Annotated in this window: 18 protein-coding genes; 14 read left to right on the top strand and 4 right to left on the bottom strand. The window is 47.9% G+C overall.

Going from position 1 to position 16468, the window contains the following annotated elements:
* Positions 1 to 84 precede the first annotated feature (84 nt).
* Both E4K71_RS09280 and E4K71_RS09275 read right to left on the bottom strand, forming a co-directional pair.
* The gene (locus E4K71_RS09280) at positions 85 to 792 is read right to left on the bottom strand and encodes a response regulator transcription factor (RefSeq protein WP_135078893.1); all 708 of its coding nucleotides are present in this window, start codon (positions 790 to 792) and stop codon (positions 85 to 87) included.
* Between the two features lie 317 nt (positions 793 to 1109).
* Complete coding sequence (locus tag E4K71_RS09275) at positions 1110 to 1919, bottom strand: substrate-binding domain-containing protein (RefSeq protein WP_135078891.1); 810 nt, start codon at positions 1917 to 1919, stop codon at positions 1110 to 1112.
* A 233-nt stretch (positions 1920 to 2152) separates the two neighbouring features.
* Here E4K71_RS09275 and pqqB point away from each other — a divergent pair, with 233 nt between their 5' ends.
* The 6 genes from pqqB to E4K71_RS09245 all read left to right on the top strand — a co-directional run bounded on the left by pqqB (position 2153) and on the right by E4K71_RS09245 (position 6631).
* Positions 2153 to 3085 carry a pyrroloquinoline quinone biosynthesis protein PqqB gene (pqqB, locus tag E4K71_RS09270; protein WP_135078889.1) on the top strand — a complete coding sequence of 311 codons (933 nt, stop codon included), beginning with the start codon at positions 2153 to 2155 and terminating at the stop codon, positions 3083 to 3085.
* Positions 3082 to 3843, top strand: coding sequence for a pyrroloquinoline-quinone synthase PqqC (pqqC, locus tag E4K71_RS09265; protein ID WP_135078887.1), 762 nt, complete (start codon positions 3082 to 3084; stop codon positions 3841 to 3843). The genes pqqB and pqqC overlap by 4 nt, the downstream gene beginning before the upstream one ends.
* Positions 3844 to 3889: 46 nt before the next feature.
* A complete protein-coding gene (gene pqqA / locus E4K71_RS09260; RefSeq protein WP_206201888.1) occupies positions 3890 to 4003 on the top strand; it encodes a pyrroloquinoline quinone precursor peptide PqqA in 114 nt (37 codons plus the stop codon).
* Positions 4004 to 4107: 104 nt separating this feature from the next.
* Positions 4108 to 4389: a pyrroloquinoline quinone biosynthesis peptide chaperone PqqD gene (gene pqqD, locus E4K71_RS09255; RefSeq protein ID WP_135078885.1), complete on the top strand. Its 282-nt coding sequence runs from the start codon at positions 4108 to 4110 to the stop codon at positions 4387 to 4389.
* A complete protein-coding gene (pqqE, locus tag E4K71_RS09250) occupies positions 4364 to 5512 on the top strand; it encodes a pyrroloquinoline quinone biosynthesis protein PqqE (RefSeq protein WP_135078882.1) in 1149 nt (382 codons plus the stop codon). The genes pqqD and pqqE overlap by 26 nt, the downstream gene beginning before the upstream one ends.
* 3 nt (positions 5513 to 5515) lie before the next feature.
* The gene (locus E4K71_RS09245) at positions 5516 to 6631 is read left to right on the top strand and encodes a M48 family metallopeptidase (protein ID WP_135078880.1); all 1116 of its coding nucleotides are present in this window, start codon (positions 5516 to 5518) and stop codon (positions 6629 to 6631) included.
* Here E4K71_RS09245 and E4K71_RS09240 read toward each other — a convergent pair.
* Positions 6579 to 8276, bottom strand: coding sequence for a NahK/ErcS family hybrid sensor histidine kinase/response regulator (locus tag E4K71_RS09240; protein WP_135078878.1), 1698 nt, complete (start codon positions 8274 to 8276; stop codon positions 6579 to 6581). The two genes, E4K71_RS09245 and E4K71_RS09240, sit on opposite strands and share 53 nt — an antisense overlap.
* A 9-nt stretch (positions 8277 to 8285) precedes the next feature.
* On the bottom strand, positions 8286 to 8615 hold the full coding sequence (locus E4K71_RS09235) for a MoaD/ThiS family protein (protein WP_135078876.1): 330 nt from the start codon (positions 8613 to 8615) through the stop codon (positions 8286 to 8288).
* A gap of 479 nt (positions 8616 to 9094) precedes the next feature.
* Here E4K71_RS09235 and E4K71_RS09230 point away from each other — a divergent pair, with 479 nt between their 5' ends.
* From E4K71_RS09230 to pedF, 8 genes are all read left to right on the top strand, one after another.
* Positions 9095 to 9499: a c-type cytochrome gene (locus tag E4K71_RS09230; protein ID WP_206201887.1), complete on the top strand. Its 405-nt coding sequence runs from the start codon at positions 9095 to 9097 to the stop codon at positions 9497 to 9499.
* 26 nt (positions 9500 to 9525) lie between these two features.
* Positions 9526 to 10497: an ABC transporter substrate-binding protein gene (locus E4K71_RS09225; RefSeq protein ID WP_135078874.1), complete on the top strand. Its 972-nt coding sequence runs from the start codon at positions 9526 to 9528 to the stop codon at positions 10495 to 10497.
* 3 nt (positions 10498 to 10500) lie between these two features.
* Positions 10501 to 11250, top strand: a complete 750-nt coding sequence (locus E4K71_RS09220; protein ID WP_135078872.1) for an ABC transporter permease subunit — start codon at positions 10501 to 10503, stop codon at positions 11248 to 11250.
* Complete coding sequence (locus E4K71_RS09215) at positions 11247 to 11912, top strand: ATP-binding cassette domain-containing protein (protein WP_167730410.1); 666 nt, start codon at positions 11247 to 11249, stop codon at positions 11910 to 11912. Before E4K71_RS09220 ends, E4K71_RS09215 begins: the two co-directional genes overlap by 4 nt.
* Positions 11913 to 12053: 141 nt before the next feature.
* Positions 12054 to 12533 carry a 4Fe-4S dicluster domain-containing protein gene (locus E4K71_RS09210; RefSeq protein WP_135078868.1) on the top strand — a complete coding sequence of 160 codons (480 nt, stop codon included), beginning with the start codon at positions 12054 to 12056 and terminating at the stop codon, positions 12531 to 12533.
* Positions 12534 to 12545: 12 nt separating this feature from the next.
* The gene (locus E4K71_RS09205; protein WP_135078866.1) at positions 12546 to 14393 is read left to right on the top strand and encodes an aldehyde ferredoxin oxidoreductase family protein; all 1848 of its coding nucleotides are present in this window, start codon (positions 12546 to 12548) and stop codon (positions 14391 to 14393) included.
* A gap of 74 nt (positions 14394 to 14467) precedes the next feature.
* A complete protein-coding gene (locus E4K71_RS09200; RefSeq protein WP_240796780.1) occupies positions 14468 to 15799 on the top strand; it encodes an FAD-dependent oxidoreductase in 1332 nt (443 codons plus the stop codon).
* 192 nt (positions 15800 to 15991) lie between these two features.
* Complete coding sequence (pedF, locus tag E4K71_RS09195) at positions 15992 to 16426, top strand: cytochrome c-550 PedF (RefSeq protein ID WP_135078863.1); 435 nt, start codon at positions 15992 to 15994, stop codon at positions 16424 to 16426.
* Positions 16427 to 16468: the final 42 nt, after the last annotated feature.

Raw genomic sequence — 16468 nt, 5'->3', positions numbered from 1 at the left:
TTGGATTAGACGCAAAGCAGAAGTCATTGAGTTAAACTACCATATTTTTTCAATTTGAGATAGTTTTAAACAGGGGGAAGGAGGTCAATTTTTGACCATATAACCAGCCCCGGCAACGGTTTTGATAACTTCTGGCTGTGCAGGGTCCTTTTCAACTTTTTTGCGCAAGCGGCTGATGATGACGTCAATGGAACGAGAACCTGCAATATTGCCAGCACTGTTCAGGGTATCTAAAAGAAAATCACGTGACAGGACTTTGTTGGGTTCATTAAACATCGCACTTAAAACCTTAAATTCCCCCGGTGTCAGGTTGGTCGGTTGTCCTTTGGTATTGGTAATGCACTGGGCTTCCTTGATTAAAGTCCAGCCGCCAATTGTGATGTTGCGGTGAAGCAGGTCGCTTGACTGATACATCAGCTTGATCAGGTTCTGTACGCGCAACAGCAATTCTTGTGGGGCAACAGGTTTGATTAAATATTCAATGGCCCCAAGTTCAAGGGCGATGAGTTCATCGCCTTTGTTATTGCGCCCGGTGAGAACAAAAAAGGGTGTTTTGGTTTCAGCCATAAATTGACGCAAAAGAACAAGTCCGTCTTCATCCGGCAAATCAAGGTCAAGGAAACAAAGGTGGAAGCGTTGTTGTTGGAAGAGTTTGCGCGCTTCTTGTGCATTGAGGGCCGCTTTGACTTCAAATCCTTCATTTTCAAAGAACTGCGTTAAAAGCATAGAAGCAAATTCGTCATCTTCGATGATTAAAAGTTGAGGAACATGTACTGATAAATATGCAGTCATTTTTAGATATTTTTCTTTGCGTGTCTTTATTTGCTTATATCAATTCCAACTTCTGGGTTAAATCGGAAAGAAAATACCAGTGGTTCAATCAAGGGGTTTTTTAGAGTTTTAAGGGTAAAATAAGAGGTTTTCTTGTTTAATTTGTATTCTTTTTGTTTTTATAAAACATATAGTTATTTAATTATTTAGTATTATTAAAATATTTCATTCAAGATGGCGAGCGTTTACATTTGTGAAACATGATGGGTGTGATTTGGGTGAAAAAAAAGCCTCCCAAAAATGGGAGGCTGAAAAGTCGGAACGAGAGAAGATAAACTCTACTTGGCATTGCCTATGAAGAGCTGCTGACCGTTTACGCGAAAGTCATTGATGAGTTTTTGCCCTTTGCTTGATACCAGCCAGTGTACAAATTGTTTGGCTTCTTTTTCTTTAATATGATCGAATTTTTCTTTGCTGACGGCAATCACACCGTAAGGGTTAAAGAGGGAGGCATCGCCTTCGCAGACAATTTCCATATCCTTTTTATTTTTAAAGCTGATCCATGTTCCGCGATCAGATAACGCATAAGCCCCCATACCGGCTGCGACATTCAATGTTGCGCCCATGCCGGACCCCGTTGCACGATACCATGTGCCATCTGGTGTTACCCCAGCGGCTTTCCAAAGGGAAAGTTCACGCTTGTGCGTACCACTGTCATCCCCGCGTGAGGCGAAAGATGCACCGGAAGATTTGATTTTGCCCAGGGCTTCATTGGGCGAGGCACAGCCTTTCACCTTGGCAGGGTCGGATTTGGGACCGACAATGACGAAATCATTATACATGACGTCATAACGTTTATCGCCAAAACCATCTTTGACAAACTTTTCTTCAGAAGGGCGGTGATGGACAAACAGGACATCAGCATCCCCTTTACGTGCCAAACGGATGGCTTGGCCGGTGCCAACAGCAATCACACGGACTTCAATGCCGCTTTCATCGGTGAATTTTGTCAAAAGATAATCAAACAGGCCAGAGTTGGCTGTTGAAGTTGTCGAAGCAACAGAGATAAAAGGCTTTTGTGCCAAGGCGCTAACACTTGTCATTGCCAGGAGCGCACCAGCAACAAGGAATTTTGAAAGACGGATCATTTGATTTGTGACCTTCAGCTTAAATAAAAATGCGTTATGTCACCAACGACATAGCGATAGAAAACTGTCATGTCTCTTAAGAAGGGTCAAGAGGCTTTTTTCTTAGACCTTTGTCGGAGAGTGGTGGCTTGAAGCAGATTTTTGAACCATTTAAATTCTCCCCCACCTTAGTCTAATTTCGCATAGACAGCAGATCAGATAGCCTGAATACAACGTTGTGAAGGATTATCTTGATGCTGAAAGTAAAGATTCTAGGGTCGGCTGCCGGGGGCGGTTTCCCGCAATGGAACTGTAATTGTGATTGTTGTTCCAAAATTTGGGCTGGTGATGATGATGCGGTTGCGCGCACACAGTCTTCATTGGCTGTCACTGTGGATGATGAAAACTGGTTTTTGCTGAATGCATCGCCCGATATCCGTCAGCAAATTCAAGATAACCCGTGTTTGCACCCCAAGCACGGCAAGCGCCATAGCCCGATCGTTGGGGCGATTTTGACCAATGCGGATGTGGATCATATCGGTGGTTTGCTGACTTTACGTGAAAGCCATCCCTTGGCCATTTATGCGACCAAGCGGGTGATGGGTGTGTTGGGCGGCAATAGCCTGTTTAATATCCTGAACCCTGAATTTGTGGATCGTCGCGATCTGCCTGTTCATCAAAAAACAGAGCTTTTGTTCAAGGATGGGACAGCCAGCGGGATTGAGGTCGAGCTTTTCCCCGTTCCTGGCAAGATCGCCCTTTATTTGGAAGATGAAAGCAAGGGCGATAATTTCGGCTCTGTGCCCGAAGATACGGTGGGGTTATGCATTTCATCTAAAAAAACAGGTCAGCATTTCTATTACCTGCCGGGCTGTTCAGCCATGCCAGACGAGTTATGTGATCGTGTGCGCGATGCGGATGTGGTCTTTTTTGATGGCACTACCTGGATTGATGAGGAAATGATCAAGACAGGCTGTGGGGTCAAGACCGGACAACGTATGGGCCATATGTGTATGGATGGGCCAGAGGGCAGCATTGAGGCGTTTAAAGACCTGAATGTAAAACGCAAAATTTTTATTCATATCAATAATACGAACCCTGCACTTTTAAACAGTTCCTCTGAACGGGCGCAAACGGAAGAAGCAGGCTGGGAAATTGGCTTTGACGGTATGGAGGTACTCTTATGATTAAAGTCGAGAAGGTTTTGTCCCCAGATGAACTGGAGGCGGCACTTCGCTCAATCGGTGCAGAACGTTATCACAACCTGCACCCGTTTCACAAAATGCTCCATGGTGGGGAAATGAATTTGGGTCAGGTTCAAGCCTGGGCCTTGAACCGCTATGTCTATCAGCAAGGTATTCCGATTAAGGATTACGCGATCCTGGCTAATTGTGAAGATAAGGAACTGCGCAACATTTGGCGTCAGCGGATCTTTGATCATGACGGTCAGGGCGATGATATCGGCGGGATTGAACGTTGGCTGCGCCTGTGTGAGGCCCTTGGACTCGATCGTGAATATGTCAAATCCATGGAAGGGGTTCACCCGGCCAGTAAACATGCGGTCGACACCTATATTAACTTCTGTCGTCGTGCACCGTTGTTGATCGGTTTTGCTTCATGTTTGACAGAATTGTTTGCGCCGAAAATCCATAAGGAACGTATTGCGGGCATGCTGGAAAACTATGATTTTGTCAGCGAAGAAATGACCGCTTATTTCCGCGAACGTTTGACTCAAGCCCCGCGTGATGTGGATTTTGCCCTGAAATACGTTAAGGAAAATGCCACAACGATCAAAGAGCAACAGGCTGTGATTGATGCGCTGTACATGAAGACGGGCGTGCTGTGGGCACAGCTGGATGCGCTTTATTTATCTTACGTTTCACCGGGCATGATCCCACCGGGCTGCTTTGTGCCCGAAGGGTTTGAACAAGCGGCAGCTGAGTAATTCGACCAAAGGCGAATTGAAGATATTTATGAAGAACGGCACACTAGTGCCACAAGTTAGAAAAACTGTCATCAAGGAGACTGACATGAAGTGGGAAACACCGGCTTACTGCGACCTGCGTTTGGGCTTTGAAGTTACAGCTTACATCAACGTACGCTAAGACCTTATAAAAGGTTCCAATTCCAAAGAGGGGAGGAGAGGTATCTCCTTCCCTTTTTATTTTTAAGAAAAACAACAATATATTCTTTGGCCAGGAGAAGTACGTTGCAAAACAGCCCGATTAATTTAAGTGATTGTCCGGCGATTAACCCGGTTTATATTTTTCGCTGGGAAGAGTCCCAACAGGCGCATATGCTGTTATATCCCGAAGGTCTGATTAAATTGAACGGCCCGGCTGGCTACATCATGAATTTGGTGGATGGAAAGCGCACGGTTGAAGAAATTGTGCTACGTTTAAAAGAACAATTTAATGCCAGTGATGAGCTGGCCGATGATGTGTTTGCCTTTATGGAGACGGCCCTTGACAAAGGATGGATCAAAGTTTGAGCAGCTCTCAGACTGCGGCAAGCCGCTGTGGGTGGTTGCCGAACTTACCTATAAATGCCCGCTGAAATGCCCGTGGTGTACCAACCCCCTTGATTTTGAAGACTATGATCAGGAACTCAGTACCGAAGACTGGCTGCGTGCCCTGCGCCAAGCCCGTGATCTGGGGGCCATGCAATTGGGTTTTTCCGGTGGGGAGCCTATGGCGCGTAAGGATTTGGAAATCCTGGTCGAAGAAGCTGACAAGATGGGCTATTACACCAACCTGATCACATCGGGCATGGGGCTGACCGAAGAACGGTTGGTGAAATTAAAAGAGGTAGGGCTGAAACAAATCCAGCTGAGCTTCCAGCATTCTGATCGTGACAAAAACGATCTGATGGTCGGGGCAGCGTCTTTTAATAAAAAGATTGAAGTGCTGAAAATGATCAAGCGCCATGAGTTTCCCATGGTGTTAAATGTGCCTGTTTCGCGCCTCAATATTGATGCGGTGGAAGACCTGATTGACCTGTGTGAAGAACATGGCGTTGAGTTTTTGGAACTGGCTAATATCCAATATTATGCCTGGGCATTGCTGAACCGTGATGGCTTGCTGCCAACCAAAGAGCAGTTAGATATCGCTGAAGAAAAGGTCGAACGTGCCCGTGAACGGTTGGGCAATAAGGTGCAGATTTTCTTTGTCATCCCGGATTATTATGACGGTCGCCCCAAGGCGTGTATGAATGGCTGGGGCTCAATTCATCTCTCCATCGCGCCAGATGGCGCAGCTTTGCCCTGTCATGAAGCCAAGGTAATCCCCGGCATTGAGTATCCATCTGTCAAAGATCATGATCTGGAATGGATTTGGAATGAATCGCCTGCCTTTAATGAATTTCGTGGTGATAGCTGGATGAAAGAGCCTTGCGGGTCTTGCGAAGATAAGAAAAAGGATTTCGGCGGCTGTCGTTGTCAGGCTTATTTGCTCAGTGGTGATGCGAAAAATGCTGATCCGGCTTGTTCTAAGTCTGAACATTTTGATGTGATCCAGTCGGCCATTGAAAACGCTAAAATCACATCGGGGCCGCGCATGCCGCTGGTCATGCGTGCCAAAGGGGCCGTGAGTACGAAATTGATTGAGTTAATTTAGGGTATGAACGCCACGTTTCTCATCGCGGCCTTTTGTGTCTTCGCCCTGAAACTCTATCTGATTTTTCGCCAAAACCAACAGCTCGCACAGCGCCCTGATGAAAGCGTCATGGCGGTGGCTCGCCTGAAAATATTGCTGGGGCGGGAATGTACGGATTTTATTCTTTTTACGTTTTGCCTGCTGTTTATGTTGGATATGTTAGCCCGTAAACCTCTTTTGGAAGGGGGGCTGATCACGCTTGGGCTTGCCTGTGGTGTTGGTTTTATTCGATGGGTGATGTTTGATCTGCGTCTATGGCTGTTGATGAAAAAGCAAGGACAGGCCAAAGACAGTTTTGCCCATTATAGCTATAAATCAGCCCAACGTATGGGGCGGGCTATGATGGTGGCTGCGCCTGTTTTACTGGTTGCCTTGCTGTTGATTGAACAGCAATCTTATGCGGTTTTATGTTTCTTTATCTTTTTTTCGCTTTGGGCACAGCAGATTGTGGGGCCATTGTTTAAGGCCCGTGTGTTTAGTGAACTTTTACCTGCACAGGAACAGCCTTTGGGAGGCATTCAAGTTTTTGAAGATATTGAAAGCCGCAATAACACCCATGCCAATGCCCGTGCCCATGCAGGTTTTAAAGAGCCGTTTGTTGTTTATACCCACGGCTTGAAAGCCTTATTGGAAAAGGAGGAATTCCTATCGGTTCTCGCCCATGAAAAAGGTCATATTCTTCATCACCATCACCTCAAATGGGTTGCCTATCAGGGGGCTTGTTTGTGCCTGTCTTTTTTAATGTTTATCACATTGGTGAAGATGACCGGTTGGGAGATTAACAGCTCTTCTCCGATTTTGTTGGCGATTGTGGGCTATTCATATGTGGACTTTTTACTGATGCCATTTTCCAGCCGATTAATGCACCGTTTTGAGTTTCAGGCGGATGATCAGGCGGCTTGCGATATGGGGGCTGGGGTTTTTGTTGACGCCTTAAGGAAAATTATCGGCCAGAATTTGACCCCCATGCGTGATGATCCGCTTTATTCCCTGTTTTACAGTACTCATCCCAGTGCACAGGACCGTATCAGGCGTCTTTTACCAGATAAGACAACAGCGCACGAAGTTTCGCAGGTTTAATCGGTTTGTTGAGCAAGCGCACACCGAGTTCCTTACACAGGTTTGCCAGTTCCGGAGAACGATCCGCCGTGATCAGGGCGGCGGGGATATCATGCCCCAAACGTTTCTTGATTGCGTCAATGACTTCAATGCCCGTTTCGTTATCTTCTAGGTGATAGTCAACTAAAAGGGCATCTGGTTTCAGGCGGTTATGATCCAGTTCCGTCAGGGCTGTGCGTAAAGACAAGGCGCAATAAGGCACAGCCCCCCATTGATGCAGCAAGTCTGACATGGAATGGGTGATCGCGCTTTCATTATCAACCACCAGAAATTCTTTACCGGATAAGTCGCTCACCACATCAACCGGGATTGCAGGGGCGCTTTGGGGTTCAACCGGGCAATAAGGGACTTCAACACTGAAGACTGATCCTTTGCCCAGTTGGGAGCGTACATTGATCTTGAGGTCCAGCATTTTGGCAATTCGCTCAACGATGGCGAGGCCGAGCCCGACGCCTGTTTCACTGATCTCATGGGGATGCGCCTTGAGCTGGTGAAATTCCTGGAAAATCTCATGTAATTTATTTTGCGGAATACCGCAGCCCGTATCCCAGACTTCAAAACGCAAGAAATCACCGTAACGGCGACAGCCCAATAACACCCGGCCACCGCTGGCATGACGAATGGCGTTGTTCAGGAAATTGCGCAAAATACGCCCCAGCAGACGGGTGTCGCTGAAATACCCCGCAGAACAAGGTATAATTTTTAAGCTGACATTGGATCGCTTGGCGATGGGTTTTAATTCATCATAAAGAGAGTTCAGTAAACGGCTGGCAGCACTTTTTTGCAGATCGACAGACATTTTATGGGCATCCAGCTTGGCAATGTCCAGCAGATCAATCAGCAGTTCTTCAGCAGCTTCCATGGCAATATGGGTGCGATTAACCAGTGACATATTGTCTGGGGTCAGCGGGCGTTCCTGTAAGGTTGCAATTAAAATACGGGCGGCATTAAGGGGTTGCAGCAGGTCGTGGCTGGCCGCTGCGAGATATTTATTTTTACTTTGATGGGCGCGTTCAGCTTCTTCTTTGGCAAGTTTAAGTTCTTTTTCAATGATTTTACGTTCATTGATTTCCTCGTTCAGAACCTTATTAACCCGTGTAAGTTCGGAAGTTCGTTTCGCCACACGGTCTTCCAGCAGGTCATGGGCTTGTTGTAATTGTTCTTCTGCGATATGTCGTTTGGTGATGTCACCAACAGAACCTACCATGCGATAGGCGATGCCATTTTCATCGCGTAAGGCTTTGCCTCGTGCCAAGACCCAGTGATATTGGCCTTTGGTATCGCAAACACGGTATTCCCATTCAAAAAAGTCGGTCAGCCCCTTAAGGTGCTCGGTGACTTTTTGTTCATAGCCTGCAATATCTTCGGGATGAACCCAGTCCAGCCATTCATAGGTTGTTGTGAACTTTGATTCACCTGTATGGCCTAAAGTTTCCATCAGGCGTGAGGAAATAAGCAGCTCTTTTGTCACCGGGTTCCAGTCCCACAACCCTTCGTTGGGGACTTCCATCGCCAGTGTGTAAAGCTCATCTCGTTGTTCGAGTTCGGATACCCGCTGTTTTAAGGCTTCATTTTCTTCCTGAAGCGATTTTAGACGTTCATCCATTAACCTGCTCTAAACAACCGGGGCACCATATCCGAAACTGTAGGGGACAGGGCCTGAAAAAGCAAGGATATCACCTTCTTCGAGTTCATGGGCAAAACGCACATCGCCAACCAAACCGGGGGAGATATCACGTCCGTTGACCAAAATGAGAAAAAGTTCTTCGCGGGGCAGTTTCAGGTCGCGAAAAACATCCCCCACCGTTGTACCCGCAGGGTATTCAAGCGGTTCCTTTACGGCCTCAGGATTGCCCTTTGTATGCATGGAGTTAAACAGGCGGACTTCAATTGTGACGGTTGCTCCACCTGAATTATGACCGATCATGGGTGATTGTTTTGTCATTTAATTGTGCCTGTTTGTGGTTTGCTCTTGATCTTTGAAATTTTAAGACGTTTGGGGCGCAATGAATTTGATTTTCGACAATTTTGAAATACGACTTTTGGCGAATGTGGCAGGGTTTTTCATTGGTCGAAAGTCGAAATGAAAAAACGATTGAGCCTGCTTATGCTGAACCTAGGGTGTAAACTCATAAAATAGACTTGCTTTGGTTTCCCCAAAATATAGGCAAGACAAGGCAAAGGCTTGCAGGAAGTACTTGTACTTTCAAAAGACTTTAACGCAGTAATGCCTATATTTTGGGGAAATCCCGTAAGGGACGGGATGTATTTGAGGATAGAGCTGCGTTATAAAACCCTTAAAGTGCTTGCACTTCTGCGGGTTTCATGCCTTGTCTATCCTCAAATACATCTCCGCTAAACAAGTCTATTTTATGAGTTTACGCCCTAATTGAATTTGATCAATTGTTTAGAAAGAGAGACAAAATGTTTAAATCATTGATGGCAGCAGCTTTGGCGCTGGGTGCTGTAACTTTTGCTAATACGGATGCACAAGCAGAAGACATGTTTGGCTATACCCCGCCAAATTCAAAAGCAGCTGCAGGGGTACAGGTGTTTCAGAAATGTATGAAATGCCATTCCATGGACCCGGCGAAAAATACGTTCGGCCCCAACCTGCGTGGTGTGTATATGCGCAAAGCCGCCAGCCAGCCCCGTTTTGAATATTCTGCAGACTTGAAAAAATCCGATATCACATGGGATGAAGATTTCCTGCGTGCCTGGATTGAAGGTAACACACTGGTGGTTGCTGGGACACGTATGCGCCATGTGCAGATCACGGACCCAGCTGAACAGGATTTCCTGATCGAATTTCTGAAAACATTTAAGTAACCCCTGAGGTGAAGGAGGGACTTGTGATGAAAAAACTATTTGCCATGTTTGTTTTTTTTGTTGCGTTTGCGGTTCATAACGCATCGGCACAAGTCCCCTCTTTGCGAGCAGGGGTGTTGAAGTTCGGTACGGTGAATTGGGAACTCCAAACCATTAAGGCGTATGGCCTGGATAAGGCAGAAGGCTTTAATCTGGAAATCGTTCCCTTTGCTGGCAAGCAGGCGTCTGTCACCGCACTTTATGGGGATGCGGTTGATGTGATTGTGAATGACTGGATTTGGGTGGCACGCCAACGTCATGAAGGTCGCCATTTCAGCTTTATCCCGTATTCACGCATGGTCGGGGCCATGATGGCTGACCCGAAAGACCAGATTAAAAGTTTGCCTGACTTGACGGGCAAGAAAATCGGGATTGCAGGTGGCCCGGTTGATAAAAGCTGGTTGCTGTTTCAGGCTGTGGCCTTGAAAGAACATGGATTTGATCTGGCAAAAAATGTTGAAACGGTTTTTGGTGCCCCGCCGTTATTATCAAAAAAGCTGGAAAGTGGCGAGCTGGATGCGGTGATCAACTTTTGGCATTTTGCGGCCAAGCTGGAAGCCAAAGGGTTCGAACGTGTACTCAATGTAGCTGATGCCTTACAAGTCATGGGACTGGATGAAAATGTCCCGATGATTGGTTATGTCTTTGGTCCACGCTTTGAACAGAATATGAAATTGAAGCAGGCCCTGTCACGGGCGTCGCGTAAAGCCAAAGAAATTCTTGCTACAGATGAGCAAGCCTGGGCCAAGATCAAACCGCTGATGAAAGCAAAGAATGAGGCAACCTACCAAGCCCTGAAAACGGGGTTCTTAAACGGTGTGCCCTCCAAATGGGGGCAGGGGGAACGCGCAGGTGCCAGTTCCTTGTTTGAACTGTTGTCCCAACTGGGGGGGACCAAGCTTGTGGGAAAGGCCAAAACCATCCCGCAAGGCACGTTTGTTAAAGACGTTTCCTATTAATCCATGCCCAGAAGCATTGTCATCCAGTCCCTGTCGATCGCTTCCTTGGTGGGGCTATGGGCTGGATTTGCTTTTTTCTCACAGACGGAGCTTTTGCCCCCACCTCAAGAGGTCTTGGTGCGCATGGGCGCAGAGCTCCAAAGTGGGGAACTGTTGATCCATTGTCTGGCAACCTTGTGGCGGGTGATTGCCGCCTTTATTCTTGCCATGGGACTTGGCAGTTTTATCGGATTGGTGATGGGGATGCATAAAAAGCTGGGCCTGTTTTTTGACAGCTGGCTTTTGTTTTTACTTAACCTTCCGGCCTTGGTGGTCATTATCCTGTGTTATCTCTGGATCGGTTTGGATGAAGTTGCAGCTGTTTTGGCGGTGGCGATTAATAAAATCCCCAATGTGGCCGTCACCCTGCGTGAAGGGGCGAAGGCACTGGACCGGGACTTGGCGGAAATGGCGAAGATTTATCGCTTATCGCCCATGAGCTTGGTGAAAAATGTGATCTTGCCCCAGCTGACCCCTTATTTTGCAGCGGCAGCACGCTCTGGCCTTGCCTTGATCTGGAAAATCGTCTTGGTGGTGGAACTGTTGGGACGCAGTGATGGGGTGGGCTTTCAGCTCCACCTGTTTTTCCAGATGTTTGATGTGACGGGGATTCTGGCTTATTCCATTGCCTTTATTGTCATCATCTGGACCATTGAATATGGCCTGATCCGTCCGTGGGAAAAACGAGTGACCGCATGGCGGGTGGGCTCATGAAAATCTCCATTGCCCATAAAGCCTATGACGGCCAAACCATTTTAAAAGATATTGAGCTGGATTTGCATCCCGGTGAAATTCAGGTGATCTGCGGCCCATCGGGGGCCGGGAAAAGTACACTGTTACGCATTGTGGCAGGACTAGATGAAGACTTTGACGGCCACGTCACGCCAAAGGCCGAAAAAGTTGGCTTTGTCTTTCAGGAACCACGTCTTCTGCCATGGCGCACGGTGCGTGACAATGTCGCCCTTGTATGCCCGAATGAGGACAGCCAAGTTGATGGTTTGTTAGAGGAAGTTGGCCTTGGCGCGGTTAAAGACCGGATGGCATCAAAACTCTCCCTCGGCATGGCACGCCGTGTGTCCTTGGCACGGGCCTTGGCGGTGAAACCCGATGTCCTGATTTTGGATGAGCCTTTTGTCTCCCTTGACCCTGATCGGGCAGAGGCTTTGCGTAGGCTTGTGTTTGAGACAGTGCAGAAATATCAGCTTAAGGCCCTGTTTGTCACTCACATCCCCAGTGAAGCCATTCAGTTAGGATCACGTATTCAGGTGCTGAAAGGTCCGGTATTGGAGGTGCCCCTTACAAGGGAAGAACGCTTCAATACGACTTTTGTCCTTCAGTTTTTACAGGAAAATGAAACCGTATTCGCCTTTAGTTGAATTGCGGATAAGGCGCACATCGTGGACACTCCTTCACTATCTTAAACCATAAATGAAAGTAGCTCCTGTTGGGCTGGTTTCTTGGCAGGGGCCAGACTGCTGATAAATCTGAGACAGAGTGCTGACTTAAGGAACGGGAAGATGCAGAAAGCGCTAAATATCAATCCGGATAAATGTACCGGATGTCTGCAATGTGAAGTCGCTTGTTCGATGGAACATGTTGGGGAGTTTAACCCTTCAAAATCTCGCATCAAAGTATTCAAATTTCACCACGAAGGCCGCTTTGTGCCTTACACATGTACACAATGTTCTGAAGCATGGTGTATGCGTTCTTGCCCGGTGGAAGCGATTACTGTTGATGCAGAAACAGGGGCAAAAGTTGTTGCCGATTCAGCTTGTGTAGGCTGTAAGGTTTGTACAATTTCTTGTCCGTTTGGCACAGTCAACTATGTGCCGGATACTGGCAAGGTTGCGAAATGTGACCTGTGTGGTGGTGATCCGAAATGTGCGTCCGCTTGTCCAACAGGCGCGATTACATTCGTTGATGCCGAAGCCACTGGTCTTGAAAAAATGCGTGCATGGGCGGCCAAGACCGACACCGGCACAGCAACAGAAGCATAAGGAGGTTACCTGATGGCTTGGACACGTAAATTGCTGCGGGTGAACCTTTCTAAAGGCACTTGTACGTCTGAAGACCTGAATATGGCATGGGCACAGGAATATCTGGGCTCACGCGGTCTGGCGACAAAATATTTCATCGAAGAAACGGACCCGAAGGTGGACCCGCTTTCTCCTGAAAACAAACTGATCATGGCAACCGGCCCGCTGACAGGCACTTGTGCCTCCACATCCGGTCGTTACACCGTTGTGACAAAAGGTGCGCTGACGGGTGCGATCGCTTGTTCCAACTCCGGTGGTTTCTTCGGTAACGAAATGAAGAACGCTGGCTGGGATATGGTGATTTTTGAAGGTAAATCGGACAAGCCGGTTTATCTGAGCATCACCAATGATGAAGCTGAGCTGGTGGATGCCTCTAATTATTGGGGTAAGTCCTGCTGGGATACGGAAGAAGGCATTAAGGCTGACCTGCAAGACCCGCAAGTCCGCGTTGCCTCCATTGGTGTTTCCGGTGAAAAAGGCGTGCTTTATGCCTGTGTCGTAAACGACATGGACCGTGCAGCAGGTCGTTCTGGCGTAGGTACGGTGATGGGTTCCAAGAACCTGAAAGCGGTTGCCATTCGCGGGACAAAAGGTGTGCGCGTTGAAGACCCGGCACAATTCCTTGAAGCGACAAATGCGGGTAAAGCTGTTCTGGCTGAAAACCCGGTTACAGGTCAGGGCCTGCCGACTTACGGTACACAGGTTCTGATGAATGTGATCAACGAAATCGGTGCCATGCCGACACGTAACTTCCGTGAAGTTCAGTTTGAAGGCGCCGCCAATATTTCTGGTGAGAAAATGCACGAAGTTCGTGCAGACGGCACCAAGAACCTGACAACAAATGCCGCTTGTTACGGTTGTACAATTGCTTGTCAGCGTGTTTCCACTGTTGAGCGTACCCACTACACCGTAAAAGATCGCCCTGAGTATCAAGGTGCTTCTGGTGGTCTGGAATATGAAGCTGCATGGTCACTTGGTTCTGAATGTGGGATTGATGACATTGAAGCCCTGACATTTGCCAACTTCATCTGTAACGAACAGGGCTATGACCCAATTTCGTTCGGTGCTACAGTTGGTGCAGCCATGGAACTGTTTGAAATCGGTGCATTGACCACTGAACAAACAGGCGGTATCGAGCTGAAATTCGGTAATGCAAAAGCATTGACTGATTTGGCCGAGATGGTTGGTCGTGGCGAAGGCTTCGGTCTGGAAATCGGTTTGGGTTCTGCCCGTCTTTGTGAAAAATACGGTCACCCGGAACTGTCCATGTCTGTGAAGAAACAAGAATTCCCGGCTTATGACGCCCGTGGTGTTCAAGGTATGGGCCTGACTTATGCCACATCAAACCGTGGTGCTTGTCACTTGCGTTCTTACACTATCGCATCTGAAGTTCTGGGTATTCCAGAAAAGACTGATCCGCTGGTGACAGACGGCAAGGCAGGTCTGGTTATGGCTTTCCAGGATGCAACAGCTGCTGTTGACTCTTCTGGTCTGTGTATCTTCACCACTTTTGCATGGTCTCTGGAAGATATCGCACCGCAAGTGAATGCCGCTTGTGAAGGCGACTGGTCTGTTGAGAAAATGCTCGAAGTTGGCGAGCGTATCTGGAACATGGAACGTCAGTACAATCTGGCTGCCGGGTTCACAGGTAAAGACGATACATTGCCGCAACGTTTGTTGAAAGATGCTGCGAAAACCGGCCCGGCCAAGGGCAAGGTGAACGAGCTAGGCAAAATGTTGCCGGAATATTATCAGCTTCGTGGTTGGGACGCCGAAGGTGTGCCGACTGGTGATACGCTGAACCGTCTGGGACTGTCCTAAGTCTCGTTATAAATGGGCGGACTTTCTGTATTTAACGCAGAAGGTCCGCCTTTTTTATTCAGGAATTAAAGAATATGATCCGACTGATTAAAAAAATTTTCGGCATGGGTGAAGAAACGGCGGCTGCCTCTTCCTCAACAGCCATGAATGCAAATTATGATTATGTGGTCGTTGGTGCCGGGCCTGCGGGTGTGCAGGCAGTTGAAAACCTGCGCAAGGAAGACCCAAACGGCACGATCCTCTTGATCAGCGGTGAAAATGAGCCGCCTTATTCCCGTATGGCTATTCCCTATTACCTTGTGGGGAAGGTCGAAGAAAATGGTACCTACCTGCGCCGCAACGATACTCATTATGCAGAAATGAATATTGATTATTGCCAAGGGCTGGTCAGCCATGTTGATAGCGCGGCAAGCAGCCTGAAACTGAGTGATGGCTCTTCCATCGGTTATGGCAAACTGTGTCTGGCCACAGGGGCAAGCCCGATCAAGCCGCCGATCCAAGGGCTGGATAACAAGGGTGTTCACCATTGCTGGACGCTGGAAGATGCGCGCAAGATCATTGAACTGGCCCATGAAGAGGCGCATGTGGTCTTGATGGGGGCAGGCTTTATCGGCTGTATTATTCTCGAAGCCCTTGCCCTTCGTAAAGTGAATTTGACTGTGGTGGAAATGGGCGACCGTATGGTGCCGCGCATGTTGAACCCCACATGTGGTAACTTGCTGAAAAAATGGTGTGAGGAAAAAGGCATTACGGTCCATACCTCCACAAAAATCACGATGGTTGAACCCAATAAAGGCGATCCGGAAGACACATTGCTGGTTGATCTGGACAATGGTGAACAAATCCCGGCGCATTTGTTGGTAGTTGCGGCCGGTGTGCGTTCCAACACGGCCTTTTTGGAAGGTTCCGGTGTTGAAATTGAAGAAGGCATTCGTGTCGATGCCCATCTGCAAACTGCTGTTCCCAATATCTATGCCGCAGGCGATGTGGCTCAAGGCCCGGATTTCTCCACAGGGGGCTGGTCCGTACATGCCATTCAGCCGACAGCGGCTGATCATGGGCGCATTGCAGCGAAAAATATGTGTGGTCATGAAACGACCTATCAAGGCTCGCTGGTGATGAACGTGCTGGATACGCTGGGGCTGATTTCAGCTTCCTTTGGTCAGTGGGAAGGGGTTCCCGGTGGCGACAGTGTGGAACGCCTTGATGAAGAAAATTATCGCTATATCCGTCTTGAATTTGATGGCGACGTTTTGGTCGGGGCGCAAACCCTGGGTCGTACAGACCATGTGGGTGTGTTGCGTGGCCTTATTCAGGGCAAAACAGAATTAGGTGTTTGGAAAGAGCGCCTGATAGAAGATCCTCATTTGATTATGGATGCTTATGTATCCCTTTCTCAGGTCTGAGGATATTCTCCGCTAACTTAACTTGGCCGTTCCTTTTTCAGGAACGGCTTTTTTTATGCCTGTTTCGACCTTTGGATAGGGCAAATGCGACCAAAGTCGAGCAGAAATGAAGGGGCCAAACTGGGTATAAAATACAACAGGTAATGAAACATAGTGCTGAGAAACGAGCGCTACGCTTTGGAGGAAAAATACATGTTGAAGAAGTTCCTTATGGCCGGTCTTGTGGCAGGAACAACATTTGCTTTTGCAGGTCAGGCTCTTGCACATGGTGATGTGACACCGCAGGCTGTTGATACGTCCGGCCTGCCAAAGCTGGGTGAGGAATGGGAAGAAACCAACCCGTTTCGCGAAGATGGCAAATATAAGGCCCGTGCCGTTGAAATCGGTTCTTCTGCCTATAACCAAAACTGTGCCCGTTGCCATGGATTGCAAGCGATTTCAGGCGGGATTGCCCCGGATTTGCGTTATCTTGAAGCCGATTACGAAGGCGATGAATGGTTTATCGAACGCGTAACTAACGGTGCGGTGCGTGATGGGAAAGTCTATATGCCCAAATTTGTCGGTACGATCTCTCAAGAAGGGCTATGGGCCATTCGAACTTATATTGATGAACAGCCGGAAGATTAATATATAACGCTAAAAAAAGGGGTGGTTTTGATCACCCCTTTG

The sequence above is a fragment of the Terasakiella sp. SH-1 genome, assembly GCF_004564135.1.
GTDB lineage: Bacteria > Pseudomonadota > Alphaproteobacteria > Rhodospirillales > Terasakiellaceae > Terasakiella.
Note: the sequence above shows the minus strand (reverse complement) of the source record. Positions and strands in the feature narration are given on the sequence as shown.